The 13,381-nt window shown below is 60.6% G+C and carries 16 protein-coding genes; 14 read left to right on the top strand and 2 right to left on the bottom strand.

Annotation, left to right across the window (positions count from 1 at the left end):
* Positions 1 to 102 precede the first annotated feature (102 nt).
* From LG31_RS0117820 to LG31_RS0117770, 11 genes are all read left to right on the top strand, one after another.
* Positions 103 to 1,383: a GGDEF domain-containing protein gene (locus LG31_RS0117820; RefSeq protein ID WP_033115758.1), complete on the top strand. Its 1,281-nt coding sequence runs from the start codon at positions 103 to 105 to the stop codon at positions 1,381 to 1,383.
* A gap of 62 nt (positions 1,384 to 1,445) precedes the next feature.
* Positions 1,446 to 1,865 (top strand): VOC family protein, encoded by a 420-nt coding sequence (locus tag LG31_RS0117815; RefSeq protein WP_033115757.1) that lies wholly within the window; start codon positions 1,446 to 1,448, stop codon positions 1,863 to 1,865.
* Positions 1,866 to 1,960: 95 nt separating this feature from the next.
* Entirely contained in the window at positions 1,961 to 2,650 is a 690-nt protein-coding gene (phoB, locus tag LG31_RS0117810) for a phosphate regulon transcriptional regulator PhoB (RefSeq protein ID WP_033115756.1), read from the top strand.
* An 8-nt stretch (positions 2,651 to 2,658) separates the two neighbouring features.
* Positions 2,659 to 3,954, top strand: coding sequence for a phosphate regulon sensor histidine kinase PhoR (gene phoR / locus LG31_RS0117805; RefSeq protein ID WP_033115755.1), 1,296 nt, complete (start codon positions 2,659 to 2,661; stop codon positions 3,952 to 3,954).
* A gap of 177 nt (positions 3,955 to 4,131) precedes the next feature.
* Positions 4,132 to 5,106 (top strand): PstS family phosphate ABC transporter substrate-binding protein, encoded by a 975-nt coding sequence (locus tag LG31_RS0117800; RefSeq protein ID WP_033115754.1) that lies wholly within the window; start codon positions 4,132 to 4,134, stop codon positions 5,104 to 5,106.
* A gap of 178 nt (positions 5,107 to 5,284) precedes the next feature.
* A complete protein-coding gene (locus tag LG31_RS0117795) occupies positions 5,285 to 6,091 on the top strand; it encodes a M48 family metallopeptidase (protein WP_033115753.1) in 807 nt (268 codons plus the stop codon).
* Positions 6,079 to 6,585 (top strand): GNAT family N-acetyltransferase, encoded by a 507-nt coding sequence (locus LG31_RS0117790; protein ID WP_033115752.1) that lies wholly within the window; start codon positions 6,079 to 6,081, stop codon positions 6,583 to 6,585. The genes LG31_RS0117795 and LG31_RS0117790 overlap by 13 nt, the downstream gene beginning before the upstream one ends.
* 103 nt (positions 6,586 to 6,688) lie before the next feature.
* Positions 6,689 to 7,591, top strand: coding sequence for an ROK family protein (locus tag LG31_RS0117785; protein WP_033115751.1), 903 nt, complete (start codon positions 6,689 to 6,691; stop codon positions 7,589 to 7,591).
* A gap of 41 nt (positions 7,592 to 7,632) precedes the next feature.
* Positions 7,633 to 8,358, top strand: coding sequence for a copper homeostasis protein CutC (locus LG31_RS0117780; protein WP_033115750.1), 726 nt, complete (start codon positions 7,633 to 7,635; stop codon positions 8,356 to 8,358).
* A 204-nt stretch (positions 8,359 to 8,562) separates the two neighbouring features.
* Entirely contained in the window at positions 8,563 to 9,174 is a 612-nt protein-coding gene (locus tag LG31_RS0117775) for a BamJ family beta-barrel-assembly machinery protein (RefSeq protein ID WP_033115749.1), read from the top strand.
* A 195-nt stretch (positions 9,175 to 9,369) separates the two neighbouring features.
* Positions 9,370 to 9,684, top strand: a complete 315-nt coding sequence (locus LG31_RS0117770; protein WP_033115748.1) for a DUF2845 domain-containing protein — start codon at positions 9,370 to 9,372, stop codon at positions 9,682 to 9,684.
* A gap of 53 nt (positions 9,685 to 9,737) precedes the next feature.
* On the opposite strand, the gene LG31_RS0117765 is transcribed toward LG31_RS0117770, so the two are convergent.
* The gene (locus LG31_RS0117765; protein ID WP_033115747.1) at positions 9,738 to 9,956 is read right to left on the bottom strand and encodes a DUF1107 family protein; all 219 of its coding nucleotides are present in this window, start codon (positions 9,954 to 9,956) and stop codon (positions 9,738 to 9,740) included.
* A 196-nt stretch (positions 9,957 to 10,152) separates the two neighbouring features.
* Between LG31_RS0117765 and yfcD the strand changes: the two genes are divergently transcribed.
* On the top strand, positions 10,153 to 10,635 hold the full coding sequence (gene yfcD, locus LG31_RS0117760; protein ID WP_033115746.1) for an NUDIX hydrolase YfcD: 483 nt from the start codon (positions 10,153 to 10,155) through the stop codon (positions 10,633 to 10,635).
* A 54-nt stretch (positions 10,636 to 10,689) separates the two neighbouring features.
* Here yfcD and LG31_RS0117755 read toward each other — a convergent pair whose 3' ends face one another.
* Positions 10,690 to 11,616, bottom strand: a complete 927-nt coding sequence (locus LG31_RS0117755; protein WP_033115745.1) for a phenylacetate--CoA ligase family protein — start codon at positions 11,614 to 11,616, stop codon at positions 10,690 to 10,692.
* Between the two features lie 163 nt (positions 11,617 to 11,779).
* Here LG31_RS0117755 and LG31_RS0117750 point away from each other — a divergent pair, with 163 nt between their 5' ends.
* A complete protein-coding gene (locus LG31_RS0117750) occupies positions 11,780 to 12,253 on the top strand; it encodes a peroxiredoxin (protein ID WP_033115744.1) in 474 nt (157 codons plus the stop codon).
* 124 nt (positions 12,254 to 12,377) lie between these two features.
* Positions 12,378 to 13,346: a calcium/sodium antiporter gene (locus LG31_RS0117745; protein WP_033115743.1), complete on the top strand. Its 969-nt coding sequence runs from the start codon at positions 12,378 to 12,380 to the stop codon at positions 13,344 to 13,346.
* Positions 13,347 to 13,381 lie beyond the last annotated feature (35 nt).

Genomic DNA, 13,381 nt, shown 5'->3' with positions numbered 1-13,381 from the left:
GTATCATAGTGGCTTGTTTCGAGATTCCACGATGAGGCCGGGGCTATGCTGCCCGGCTTGATCCTGAGGTTTGTGCATCCATCCTGATGCCATGGGGTAAGCATGCTCGCTTCCGGTTCCCGTTTTGCCGAGTCCGTTTTCTGGTATCTACTGGCATTGACAGGCTGTTCCATTCTGCTGTTCGAGTTCGGTCCCGAGCGGGTGCTGGATATCAAAAACTGGCCCCACACCGTCGAGGTGACGCGGGCTTCCGGCGCGAGTGAGGCATCGGCCCGCTATGCCCCCTCGCTGGAAGGGGAGCCCGGCGTGAGCTGTACCCGTTCCGACGAGCCCAGCACCTATCCCGGCTGCGGTTTGATCCTGACGCTTTCGGCCCCCGAGCAGGGGCTCAACCTTGGGCGTTTCAAGACGCTCCATGTGCGCCTGCGCGTGACCGGCAATGGTCAGCAGGATTGGCGCTTCTATCTACGCAACTACAACCGGGCATTCAATATCCCCGGGGATCCCATGTCGCCCAAGTTCAACGAGATCATCTTCCGCCCCGCCGACTACGGCAGAAGCCACGAGGTGCCGCTTGACGTGTTTACCCCGGCCACCTGGTGGATCAAGCGCTACAAGGTGCCCTTGCAGTTGCAGGGGCCAGATTTGAGCCGGGTCTACGCCATCGAGATTGCGGCGGGATCGGACATGTCGCCGGGTGAGCACGGCGTGGTGATCGAAGAGCTGCGGTTTCATGGCGATTGGCTGGATGCCACCCTCTTCTATCGCCTGATCCTGCTGGTCTGGTTTCTCTATGGCTGCGCCACCTTTATGGTCAACCACCTGCATATGAAGCAGCGGTTGCGCCACGCCAATCGCGCGAAAGAGGAGGTGGAGGCGCTCAACCGCAGTCTGAGCGAGGAGAGCCGCCGCTCCCGCGAGCTGGCCTGTTACGATCCGCTCACCGGCGCCCTCAACCGTCTGGGCGGGGAGCGGTTGCTGGCCGATATCGGCGATCTGCCGTTTGCCTTCATCTATATCGATGTGGACCACTTCAAGCAGATCAACGACACCCATGGCCATCCGGTGGGTGACGAGGTGCTCAAGCATCTGGTCAGCGAAATCCAGCTAAACAGCGATGCGCTCTGCCATCTTGTGCGCTGGGGGGGCGAGGAGTTCGTGCTGCTCTGCCTTCATTACGACCTGCTGCGAGCCTGTGCATTGGCCGAACGGTTGCGCGCCAGGCTGGAAGAGTATCCCCACTGGCCCTCCTCCCTGCAGGTGACCGCCTCGTTCGGGGTGGCCGAACGGGGGGGAGACAGCCCGGAGCGGGTGCTCAAGCGGGCCGATGAGGCGCTCTATCAGGCCAAGCAGCGTGGCCGCAACCGAGTGGAAGCGCAGTGAGGGGGGCAGAACGCCGTTTCTTACCACTATTCGACAACATCTTTTAAAACGGGCAGAACGATATGAGAGGACAAACCATCGGGGCCTTGACCCTGCTGGTGGCCGATTACGACGAGGCCATCGCCTTTTTTACCGAGGGGCTGGGGTTTGCGCTGCTGGAAGATACCCGGCTCGATGAGCCGGGCAAACCTGGCAAGCGCTGGGTGCGGGTCGCTCCGGCGGGTAGCCCCGGTTCTGCGCTGCTGCTGGCCCGCGCCGTCAGTGAAGAGCAGCGTGCCGCCATCGGCAAGCAGGGCGGCGGGCGGGTATTTCTGTTCCTTGAGACCGATGACTTCTGGCGGGATTACCGGCGGATGCAGCAGTACGGTGTTCATTTTTGTGAACAGCCCCGTGACGAGTCTTACGGCACCGTAGTGGTATTTGAAGATATCAGTGGCAACCGCTGGGATTTGCTGCAACGGATATCTGCCAGTGGCATTTGAAAACGTTTATCATCCCGTCTGTCACAAAGTCATAAAAGTGTCACAGAAAATTCTAATAATTGGCGCACCCATCTTCACAGAGGAGAGAGAAGGGAATGGCTAAGCGAATTCTGGTGGTCGAGGACGAAGCACCGATCCGCGAAATGCTCTGTTTCGTGCTGGAACAGAAGGGATATGAGACGATTGAAGCGGAAGATTTTGCCGATGGACTGGCGAAGGTGCGCGAACCCTACCCGGAACTCATCGTGCTCGACTGGATGATGCCTGGCGGCAGCGGCATCCAGTTCATCAAGCAGCTCAAGCAGGATGAAGTGACCCGCCAGATCCCGGTGGTGATGCTGACCGCGCGCGGCGAGGAGGAGGACAAGGTCCGCGGCCTCGAAGCGGGGGCCGATGACTACATCACCAAGCCTTTCTCTCCCAAGGAGCTGACTGCCCGCCTTCATGCGGTGATGCGCCGCGTCTCTCCCACCTCGGTGGACGAGGTGATCGAGGTGCAGGGTCTCAAACTGGATCCCGTTTCGCACCGGGTCAGCGCCGAAGAGAGGGCGCTCGACATGGGGCCAACCGAATTCAAGCTGCTGCACTTCTTCATGACCCACCCCGAGCGGGTCTACAGCCGAGAGCAGCTGCTCAACAATGTCTGGGGTACCAATGTGTACGTCGAGGACAGAACCGTGGATGTCCATATTCGCCGCCTGCGCAAGGCGATCGAAGAGACAGGACACGATAGATTGATTCAGACGGTGCGTGGAGCCGGATACCGCTTCTCAACCCGTCTCTAGAGGCTGTTATGTTGCAACCCTACGCCTGGCGGCGACAGTTGTGGCGAATGGCATTTTTTTACGCGCCCTTCGCATTGGTTGGCTGGCTGATTGATCACCTTTCGCTCACTCTGCTGGTCGCTGCGTTGCTCCATCTTGGCTGGCACTACCGCTTCCAGAAGCGGTTGTCGGACTGGCTGTGGCACGATCGCAGCCTGGTTCCTCCCAACGGCAAAGGCAGTTGGGAGCACATCTTCAACGGCATCTACAAGTTGCAGCAGCGCCACCGCGCCCGACGCCGCGAGCTGGCGGGTCTTATCCGCCGCTTTCGGGAAGGGGCCGAGGCATTGCCCGACGCGGCCGTAGTATTGCGCGATGATGGCAGCATCCTCTGGTGCAACCGGCTGGCGGAGCAGTTGCTCGGTTTTCGCTGGCCGGAAGATGCCGGTCAGCATATCGGCAACCTGATCCGCAATCCGGCCTTCACCGCCTATCTGGCGAAACAGGCTTTTGACGAGCCATTGGAGATGCACTCCCCGGTCAACGAGGAGAAGTTTCTCGAGTTTCGCATCATGCCCTACGCCTCCGATCAGGCGATGCTGGTGGTGCGCGATGTCACCCGCTTGCGCAGTCTGGAGAAGACCCGCAAACACTTTGTCTCCAACGTTTCTCATGAGCTACGCACCCCGCTTACCGTGCTCAAGGGCTATCTGGAGATGACCGAGGAGCCGCCGCCGCCCGCCATGTGGGCCAAGGCGCACCGGGTGATGATGGAGCAGACCATCCGGATGGACAATCTGGTCAATCAGCTGCTCACCCTGTCACGCATCGAGGCGGCTCCGAGCGTGGATCTCTCCCATCTGGTAGACATGCCCGCCATGCTGGGGCTGCTGGAGCAGGAGGCGCGGGCGCTTTCGGGCGAGCGGGCCCATCAGATCGAGTTCGTAGTGCAGCCCAACCTCTTGGTGCGCGGCGATCAGGAACAGCTGCGCAGCGCCGTCTCCAATCTGGTCTACAACGCCATTCACTACACACCGCCGGGGCGCAAGGTGACGGTGGAGTGGCGCAAGCAGGGGGCGATGGCGCTGTTTGCGGTGCAGGATGAGGGGGAGGGGATCCCGCCCGAGCATCTGGCACGGCTCACCGAGCGTTTTTATCGGGTGGACAAGGCGCGCTCGCGCCACACCGGTGGCTCCGGCCTCGGCCTTGCCATCGTCAAGCATGCCTTGAGCCACCACGACTGCCAGCTCGATATCGAGAGCCGGGTCGGCTTTGGCAGCCGCTTCAGCTTTCTTATCCCCGGCCGGATGGTGGTGATAAAATAGTCTTTTATGACAAGGTGTTAGATATAGGGGAAGGGCTGCGTTAGCAGCCCTTTGCCATTTAGATAAAAGCGCCGCCATGTCATTAAAGTGTCACATTAAATCCATAAATTTGTCACTGCCAGGTCAGATACTGGCGCCGTTTTAAGAACGGACCTTCTGTAACTTTGGAGAGATTGGATGAAACTCAACAAACTGGCTGGTGTAATCGGATTCACCGCAGCAACCCTCTTTTCTGCCAGCACCCTGGCCTATGGTGTCGATAAAAACCTGCCGGAATACACCCCGACCAGCGGCATCTCGGGCAACCTGTCCTCTGTCGGCTCGGATACCCTGGCCAACATGATGACCCTGTGGGCTGAAGAATTTAAGCGCATGTATCCCAACGTCAACGTGCAGATCCAGGCTGCCGGCTCCTCTACCGCGCCGACTGCCCTGACCGAGGGTGTTGCCCAGTTTGGCCCGATGAGCCGCGCCATGAAGGCCGGTGAAGAGGAAGCATTCGAGAAGCGTTACGGCTACAAGCCGACAGCTATCCGCGTCGCAGTCGATGCTCTGGCCGTGTTCGTCAACAAAGATAACCCCATCAAGGGGCTGACCATGCCGCAGATCGACGCCATCTTCTCCAGCACCCTCAAGTGCGGCGAAGCCAAGGCGGCCACCAAGTGGTCTGATCTGGGTCTGACCGGGAACTGGTCCGGCAAGGATCTGCAACTGTTCGGTCGCAACTCCGTATCCGGTACTTACGGTTACTTCAAGGAGCACGCCCTGTGTAACGGCGACTTCAAGAGCGGTGTGAACGAGCAGCCGGGTTCCGCCTCCGTGGTGCAGTCCGTCTCCGCCTCCCTGAACGGCATCGGTTACTCCGGCATCGGCTACGTCACCTCCGGCGTGCGTGCGGTTCCGCTCTCCAAGGATGGCAAGACCTTTATCGAAGCGAACGCTGACAACGCCATCACCGGCAAGTATCCGCTCTCCCGCTTCCTCTACGTTTACGTGAACAAGCACCCGAACAAGCCGCTCTCCCCGATGGAGCAACAGTTCCTCAAGATGATCCTCTCCAAGGCGGGTCAGAATATCGTTGCCAAAGATGGCTATGTACCGGTTCCGGCCAAGGTCGCGTTAGCTGACCTGAAGAAACTGGGCATCAACTGATAGTTCGATATCCAGAGAGTGTAAAAACGAGCCCTGCGGGGCTCGTTTTGTTTTTGGTGACTGTCAATGTTGTTAATAGTGGACGCATGATCTTTTTGCACCGGCATGGCCCCGGCTCCCTTGCAGAGCTGGGCGGCATTTCCGAGAATAGGGCAACGTTATGGCAAAGGACCCCTTCATGATTGCGTCTCTCTCCAAGTTTGGCCTGGTAGCCCTCTGCAGTTCCCTGCTGGTCGCTTGTGCCCAGTCGCCGACCGGCCGCAGCCAGATGCTGCTCTACTCTCCCCAGCAGATGAACCAGCTGGGTGCCGACTCGTTTGCCCAGATGAAGCAGCAGGAGAAGGTGAGCACGGATGCCAAAATGAACGCCTATGTCTCCTGCGTCGCCAAGGCTGTCGCAGCCCAGGTGCCCGCCAGCTACGGCATTACCAACTGGGAAGTTGTGGTGTTTGACTCCAAGCAGGTCAACGCCTTTGCGCTGCCCGGCGGCAAGATCGGGGTCTACAGCGGCCTGCTCAAGGTGGCCAAGAATCAGGATCAGCTGGCGACCGTTATCGGTCACGAGCTGACCCACGTGCTGGCCCAGCACTCCAATGAACGTCTCTCCCGCAGCCAGCTGGCCGGTATTGGTATGGCGGCCGCCGATGTTGCCTTGGGCAGCAGCGAGTATCGTGGCGCCACCATGGCGGCCCTTGGCCTCGGCATGCAGGTAGGGGTGATGCTCCCCTATGGCCGCACCCAGGAGAGCGAAGCGGACCGGCTGGGTCTGGAGCTGATGGCGCGTGCCGGTTTCAACCCGGCCGAAGCGATTCCGCTGTGGCAAAACATGAGCGCCGCCTCCGGTGGCAACAATCCGCCCCAGCTGCTCTCCACCCACCCGAGCAACGAGAGCCGGATCGCCGATCTGCAGGCACAGCAGGTTGAAGTCGAGCCGCTCTATCAACAGGCTCGCGCGTCGGGTCTGGTGCCCCAATGCAAGGCATAAGCCTGCGCATGGCGCGGCCCGAGGATGCTGCCGCCATGACGGTAATGCAGCGGGCCAGCTGGCTCGCTGCCTATGGTCAGGTGCTGGGCCCGGATCTGCTGGAGCAGCTGGCGGTGACCTCCCATCTGCAGATCTGGCAGCAGCGGTTGGCTGACGCTGGGCCAAGGCCCATGCTGCTCTGTCTCGATGAGGTGGTCATCGGCCTGCTCTACTGGCAACCGGTGCAGGAGGGGGATGAGACCATCGCCTGGATCCGCGCCTTCTATCTTCACCCCGACCACTGGCGGCAGGGCTATGGCAAGCGGCTGTGGCAGGCGGTGGCGATGCAGATGCGCCGAAGCCGCTGCTCCTGCGTCAAGTTGTGGCTGCTTGATGGCAATCACATCGGCGAGGGCTTCTACCTGCGCCGCGGTTTCATGTTTGATGGTCAGGAGCGCACCCTGATGAGCCTTGGCCACCCCTGTCTGCAGCGGGAAATGTCCCGTTTGCTCTGATCTCTCTCCCGTTTTTCGCCCCCGGTCACTTTATTTTTTTAGCGAATTAATACAATGTCACCCGAAACAGATGGGATGAGAACTCGCTGACAGGGAGTGCGGCATGTATTACGGCTTTGATATCGGTGGTACCAAGATTGCGTTCGCTGTCTACGACGGCGCGCTGAACCTCTGCCATGAAGAGCGTATGAGTACGCCCGGTGATGACTATCAGGGGCTGTTGCAGCTGGTTCGCTCAAGGGTCGAGCAGGCCGATACCCGCTTTGGTGTCAAAGGGGCGGTTGGCATCGGTTTGCCCGGCATTCTCAACCGTCACGACCAGAGCATAGTGGCGGCGAACCTCCCCTCCATCAATGGTCGCCATCTGGGGGCTGATGTGGCCGAGCTGTTGGCGCGGCCGGTCAAGGTGGACAACGATGCCAACTGTTTCCTCTGGTCGGAAGTACACAAAGGAGCGGCCGATGGGGCTGGCAGTGCGCTGGGCATGACCATCGGCACCGGCATCGGTGGTGCCATCTATCTGGCAGACACCCTGATCCAGGGGCGTAACTGGCTGGCTGGCGAAATCGGTCACTATCCGCTGCCGGCGACCATCCTGATGAAGTATCCCGACTTGCCTCGTCCCCGCTGCGGCTGTGGCCGTCTGGTCTGTTTTGAAACCTATGCATCCGGTACAGGCCTTGAGCGCCTCTACTACCATTTTCACGGCCACCGGGCCACCGGCCATCAGATTGTGGCGCGCTTCGAGGCTCATGAGCCCCATGCCGTCGCCACCATCGACTGCTGGCTGGAGATCCTGGCGGCCGGACTTGCTACCGCCATTTCGGTGATGGATCCCGAGGTGGTTGTGTTGGGGGGCGGCCTGAGCGGCCTGCCTGCCCTTTACGAACAGTTGCCGCTGCGCCTGCCCGGCCATCTGCTGCCTGGGGTGGCTCTGCCCGAGATCCGCGAGGCCCGTTTTGGCGGTGCTGGTGGAGTGCGGGGCGCAGCCTTGCTCAATCTATGAGATCAGATGCAGGTCTGATCTCCCCGATAAAAGGAGTCCTCATGACCTCTCTTGAAATCTGCATCGACAATCTGGAATCCCTTTTCACTGCCCAGGAGGCCGGTGCCGATCGCATCGAGCTCTGCTCTGCACTGGGGCTTGGGGGGCTGACCCCCTCCTATGGTTTTATGCAGTTGGCCGCGCGTCACGCCACCGTCCCTGTCTATGCCATGATCCGTCCACGCGCCGGAGATTTTTGTTTCAACGACGGTGAGTTCGAGATGATGCTGCAAGATATCTCGGCGGCACGCTCTGCCGGTCTGCAAGGGGTCGTGGTCGGTCTGCTGGATGAGGAGGGGCGGGTGCCTGCCGCCAAGCTCAAGCCGCTGGTGGATGCCGCCGGATCGTTGGGTGTCACCTTCCACCGCGCCATCGATCTCTCTTCTGACTGGCGGCTCGATCTGGAGACCATAGTCGCTGCCGGCTGCGAGCGCATTCTCAGCTCCGGCCATGCACCGACCGCGCTGGCCGGACTGGAAAATCTGCAGGCGATGCAACAGGCGCTGGCGGGGCGAGCCAGCCTGATGCCGGGGGCGGGGGTCAATGCCGACAACGTGCGTACCATCATCGAATTTACCGGGGTGAGCGAAGTGCATATGTCCGGCATGGGCTGGCGTGGCGGTATGGTGCCTCATGGCGTCAATATGGGCACCTCGGATGATGGCCGGGTCAATATCACCGATGGCGCCAAGGTCGCAGCGGTGCGGGCTCTGCTGGACAAGACCTGATACGGGCCGCGTGGCGGTAGTTCGCGTACTGCTGGACGATAACCTTTCGGACAAAAGAGGGGCGCCACTTGCTGGCGCTCCTCTTTTTGCTTGTGTGAACTCTCTCCCACGCTCGGGGAAATCAGGCACGAGGCTGGCAGCACCTCGCGAAAAAGTCTGATATCATCCCGTCTCTTTTATCATCTGGACCCGGAGCACATCTCAATGTCCCAATACGACTCTATCGAACAGAAAGCCAGTTATGGCATCGGCCGCAACATGGGTGATCAGCTGGCGCAGCAAGCCTTCGCCGGTCTGGATATCCCGGCCCTGCAGCAAGGTCTGGCAGATGCCCTGAACGGTCTGGAGTTCGCGGTCAGCCGTGACGATATCAACGATGCCTTCCAGGTCATCACCGCTCGCATGCAGGAAGAGCAGGAAGCCGTTGCCAAGGCCGCTGCCGCCGCTGGCGAAGCTTTCCTGGCCGACAACGCCAAGCGCGACGAAGTGACTGTGACCGATTCCGGCCTGCAGTACGAAGTGCTGGTTGAGGGCAATGGCGCTGTGCCGGTAGCGGGTCAGTCCGTACGCGTGCACTACCACGGTACCTTCACCCACGGTGGCGTCTTCGACAGCTCCGTTGCTCGCGGTCAGCCGGCCGAGTTCCCGGTGACCGGCGTTATCGCTGGCTGGGTTGAAGCGCTGCAATTGATGCCGGTTGGCTCCAAGTGGAAGCTCTACATCCCGCACGATCTGGCCTACGGTGCCCGTGGTGCCGGTTCTATCCCGCCCTACTCCGCGCTGGTATTCGAAGTAGAGCTGCTGGATATCCTGTAATCCGGCTGGCTTGATCTTGATGCAGACGGCGACCCTCGGGTCGCCGTCTGTTTTTTGGGCCCCTCAATAGACACCGGTTGTCGCGATCAGATGAAATCGGAGAGTCTGCCAGCCAGCTTTTCCGACTCTTGATTGATTTTTTCACTCTGGCTGCAGCCATACTGCAAACCGTCTGACCAAATCGAGGAACCCCGGATGAACAGATACATGAACAACGCCGTGCTGACCGCCTTGCTGCTGCTCAGCATTCCGGCCAGTGCCGACGCCATGCGCTGCAAGAATGCGCTCATTACCGAAGGGGACAGCACTGCCGAGATGCTGCTAAAGTGCGGCGAGCCCATGTTGCGGGAAGACATTATCCGTAACGAGGAGAATCAGTACGGCAACGTGGTCGAGGTCAAATATGGCGAACGCTGGACTTACAACTTCGGCAAGAACGAGTTCATGCGCTTTGTCACCGTGCGCAACGGCAAGGTGATAGATATAGAAAATGGCCCGCGCGGCGAGTAACCGGCGGGCGAAAGGCATGAATGCACAACAGACAGAAGGGCAAGTCCCTTGACTCACATGTCCGGCAAGGGATCGCGGTGACCAAGTTGTCTGACCGCCAGATTGATCTGGCGGGCCAGCCTCAGTCGCTGGCGACAGGTCAGGCCGTGAAGACTGATCCTGCCGGCGTTGAATTCAAATGTCCCCAATGCCTCGATGGCAAAGTAACCTCGGTGAAAGCTCTTGATGTAGCGAGCGATCTGGCGTGGGGATAACTGCTTGAACACCTTCATCACAACAAACCCTGATTGAACCGGACGGGGGAGATGATGGGACTCGTATATGACATGCTAATGACGGTTTTGTACGCTTTCAATTAATCCGGTCACGGTCACGCGCGACTACGCGGCCATGAAAAAGTTGTGCGGTGCAAAGGGTTAGCCCCGATATACTGCGAGCACTCTGACTGGATGGAAAAAGGGCCTGCGCGTGGAATGGGTTGATGTAGTGGATGCGGATAACCGGGTGATTGGCGTGGCCGAGCGTGCCAGGGTGCGGCGCGAGAATCTCTGCCATCGTGCCAGCTACATTCTGGTACTCGACGAGGCGAACCGCATCCTGGTGCAGCGGCGCACCCTCAGCAAGGATTTTTGCCCCGGCATGCTGGATGCCTGTGCCGGCGGCGTGGTCACCACCGGGGAGGAGATGGAGCCCTCGGCGCGGCGCGAATTGGCCGAGGAGCTGGGGATCCGCGATGTGCCGCTCGAGGCATTCGGTGACTTCTATGCCGAAGGTGAAGGGTATCGGGTCTGGGGTGGCCTCTTCAGTTGCCGCTATCAGGGGCCGCTGCAGCTGCAGGTCGAAGAGGTGAGCGAGGTGCAGTGGATGAGCCTGGCCGAGATAGCGGCCCGCGCTGCCGAGTTTACCCCCGATTCCCTGCTGGCCATCGCCACCTGGCAGGCCCGGCGTTAAGAGCGCAGCCACAAAAAACGGGCAGCCTTTGGGCTGCCCGTTTTTGTTGCGCGGCTAGACAAGTTTGAGCTGGCGGTTGGTGCGCCCGCAGCGGCTGGGTCTGGCCAGCCAGTAGCCCTGCCAGTCGGTGGCAAGGCGCAGCAGCGGATACTCCAGATCGAGCCTGGTCACCACCAGTTGTCCCGGATCTTCCCCCGTCACCGGCTTGCCACTGGCCGGGTCGATGATCTCGACGATGCTGCTCTCGTTGACGATAAAGCCCTGACCGGGGCGGCTCTCGTAGGCCACCACCCCGACATCCTGCCACACCAGACAGTTGAAGGCGGCAATGCCGTGGATAGCCTCGAGCGGTGCCGTCTCTGGGTGGGTCACTTCGCATAGCAGGGCGTGGCGCAGACATTCGGTGGGGGTCTCGGCCAGCTCGGCTGCTTCCAGCAGATCGAGCAGGGTGACCAGCGGGCCGACGAAACCGGTGGGCTGATAGCGCCGCAGTGCTTCGAGCTGGCGCTGGGTGTCGTCGGGGCCGCAGGGCACCACGGGGCAGCCAAGCTGGCGCGCCCCGTTGTCAAAGATAAAGGCGGTGGGGCCGGCGTGATAGTCGTGGCAGTTGAGCAGCACCTCTCCTGCCTTGAAGCCGGCGGCAAAGAGCGCCCGTGCAGCCCCCCACCAGTCGGCCCCGGCATATTCGGGAATGGCCAGCTGCCCGGGGCAGGAGAAGACCCGCAACGCCTGACTGGCTGGTCGACCGGTGAGTCCGGCAAAGGGGGGATAGGCTTGCTGGGCGGCAAAGAGATCCGTGCTGTCGAGCAGCGGCAGGGAGGCAAGCTGCTCCAGATCATCGAGACGGCAGTGGCGATAGGCGCTGGAGTAGCCGGAGCAATACTGGCTGACGTGGGCGAGTTGATGATTGAGCTGATCCAGCTGTTGCTGTGCGCGCAGGGCTGGGGGGCGAATTTCCAGCCCGTCGTAATGGTTATGCATGAAGGCCTCCTGAGTCGACAGATCCTGCTCAAGGTTAGTTCAAATGGCCCCGGCAGAGAGGGGCCTGTGTCACATGGCAGGTGTGGGGTAGACTGGGGCTCTTTTCATCCAGAAATCCCCATCAACTACCCATCAACTACCCATTAACTAAAGGACGAGCACGATGATCGCGATTGGTCAGACCCTGCCTGCGGGCGAATTCACCTTCATCACCGCCGAGGGAAAGCAGCAGCGAGACACCCGAAGCCTGTTTGGCTGCAAGCGGGTGGTGTTGTTTGCGGTGCCCGGCGCCTTTACCCCTACCTGCTCCAACGCCCATCTGCCGGGTTACGTGGTGCTGGCCGACCAGCTGATGGCCAAAGGGGTGGATGCCATCTGTTGTCTGTCGGTCAACGACGCCTTCGTGATGAAAGCGTGGCAGGATGCCCAGAACGCCGGGGCCATCACCATGCTGGCGGATGGTGATGGCAGTTGGACCCGGGCGCTGGGGCTTGCCAAAGAGACCGGTGCCTTTGGCGGCGTGCGTGCCCAGCGCTTTGCCCTCATCGCCAATGATGGAGTGGTGGAGCAGCTGTTTGTGGAGGAGCCCGGCAAGTTCGAGGTCTCCGATGCGGCGAATCTGCTGAGCAGACTGTAGCGATTAATCGTTGTTTGATTTCCCCTTGAATTGACTGGCGGCGCCGTTACACTGGGCGCCACTTTCCAATGGCGCCAGCAGCTTTGCTGGCGCTCCTGTTTACTGGCGATGGGATAGAGACCTTATGACCCTGGCTTTTGTTGCCCTGATTGCCGGACTGGCGCTGCTGGTCTGGAGTGCAGACAAGTTTGTGGACGGGGCGGCGGCAACCGCCCGTTATGCCGGCATGCCGCCGCTGCTGATCGGCATGGTGATCATCGGTTTTGGCACTTCGGCCCCGGAGATGGTGGTGTCGGCACTGGCGGCAACCCAGGGCAACCCGGGTCTGGCCCTTGGCAACGCCTATGGCTCCAACATCACCAATATCGCGCTAATCCTGGGTCTGACGGCGCTGATCAGCCCCATCGCGGTCGCCTCTCAGGTGGTACGCAAGGAGATCCCGATCCTGCTCGGCATTACCCTGCTCTCCGGTGCCTTGCTGCTGGATGGCCATCTTGGCCGGATGGATGCCGCCATTCTGGGGGTCGTCTTTGTTGGCCTGATGGGTTGGTCCATCTGGGCTGGCATGAATGGCAAGGGAGATGCGCTGGATGTGGAGACCGAAGAGGATATCGCGAGCGAGGGGATGTCCCTCAAGAGCGCCATCTTCTGGTTGATCGTCGGGCTGGTGCTGCTGATCGGCGCCTCCCGTCTGCTGGTGTGGGGGGCGGTGACCATCGCCCAGACCCTTGGCATCAGCGATCTGGTGATTGGCCTCACCATCGTCGCTATCGGCACCTCGCTGCCGGAGCTGGCATCCTCGCTGATCGCCATTCGCAAGAACGAGCATGACCTAGCCCTTGGCAACGTGCTTGGCTCCAACCTGTTCAACACCCTTGCTGTGGTGGGAATTGCATCCGGTATTCACCCGCTCGATGTGGCGCCCGAGGTGCTCAGCCGCGACTGGAGCATCATGATTGGGCTGACCCTGTTACTGCTGGTGATGTGTCTGGGCCGCAAGGGGCAAGGCCGCATCAACCGGTTAGAGGGAGGCGTGCTGCTCACCTGCTTCGTCGCCTATACCGGCTGGTTGCTGGGCAGCCAGTTCGTCTAGCCATATCGGGCAAGATGCAACGAAAGAGGGGAAGC

This window comes from Aeromonas lacus (assembly GCF_000764665.1).
Lineage (GTDB): Bacteria > Pseudomonadota > Gammaproteobacteria > Enterobacterales > Aeromonadaceae > Aeromonas > Aeromonas lacus.
Note: the sequence above shows the minus strand (reverse complement) of the source record. Positions and strands in the feature narration are given on the sequence as shown.

Excerpts from the sequence above, each read along its gene's own strand:
- LG31_RS0117820 (WP_033115758.1), top strand. The coding sequence starts at position 103 with ATGCTCGCTTCCGGTTCCCGTTTTGCCGAGTCCGTTTTCTGGTATCTA.
- LG31_RS0117815 (WP_033115757.1), top strand. The coding sequence starts at position 1,446 with ATGAGAGGACAAACCATCGGGGCCTTGACCCTGCTGGTGGCCGATTAC.
- phoB (WP_033115756.1), top strand. The coding sequence starts at position 1,961 with ATGGCTAAGCGAATTCTGGTGGTCGAGGACGAAGCACCGATCCGCGAA.
- phoR (WP_033115755.1), top strand. The coding sequence starts at position 2,659 with ATGTTGCAACCCTACGCCTGGCGGCGACAGTTGTGGCGAATGGCATTT.
- LG31_RS0117800 (WP_033115754.1), top strand. The coding sequence starts at position 4,132 with ATGAAACTCAACAAACTGGCTGGTGTAATCGGATTCACCGCAGCAACC.
- LG31_RS0117795 (WP_033115753.1), top strand. The coding sequence starts at position 5,285 with ATGATTGCGTCTCTCTCCAAGTTTGGCCTGGTAGCCCTCTGCAGTTCC.
- LG31_RS0117790 (WP_033115752.1), top strand. The coding sequence starts at position 6,079 with ATGCAAGGCATAAGCCTGCGCATGGCGCGGCCCGAGGATGCTGCCGCC.
- LG31_RS0117785 (WP_033115751.1), top strand. The coding sequence starts at position 6,689 with ATGTATTACGGCTTTGATATCGGTGGTACCAAGATTGCGTTCGCTGTC.
- LG31_RS0117780 (WP_033115750.1), top strand. The coding sequence starts at position 7,633 with ATGACCTCTCTTGAAATCTGCATCGACAATCTGGAATCCCTTTTCACT.
- LG31_RS0117775 (WP_033115749.1), top strand. The coding sequence starts at position 8,563 with ATGTCCCAATACGACTCTATCGAACAGAAAGCCAGTTATGGCATCGGC.
- LG31_RS0117770 (WP_033115748.1), top strand. The coding sequence starts at position 9,370 with ATGAACAGATACATGAACAACGCCGTGCTGACCGCCTTGCTGCTGCTC.
- LG31_RS0117765 (WP_033115747.1), bottom strand. The coding sequence starts at position 9,956 with ATGAAGGTGTTCAAGCAGTTATCCCCACGCCAGATCGCTCGCTACATC.
- LG31_RS0117755 (WP_033115745.1), bottom strand. The coding sequence starts at position 11,616 with ATGCATAACCATTACGACGGGCTGGAAATTCGCCCCCCAGCCCTGCGC.
- LG31_RS0117750 (WP_033115744.1), top strand. The coding sequence starts at position 11,780 with ATGATCGCGATTGGTCAGACCCTGCCTGCGGGCGAATTCACCTTCATC.
- LG31_RS0117745 (WP_033115743.1), top strand. The coding sequence starts at position 12,378 with ATGACCCTGGCTTTTGTTGCCCTGATTGCCGGACTGGCGCTGCTGGTC.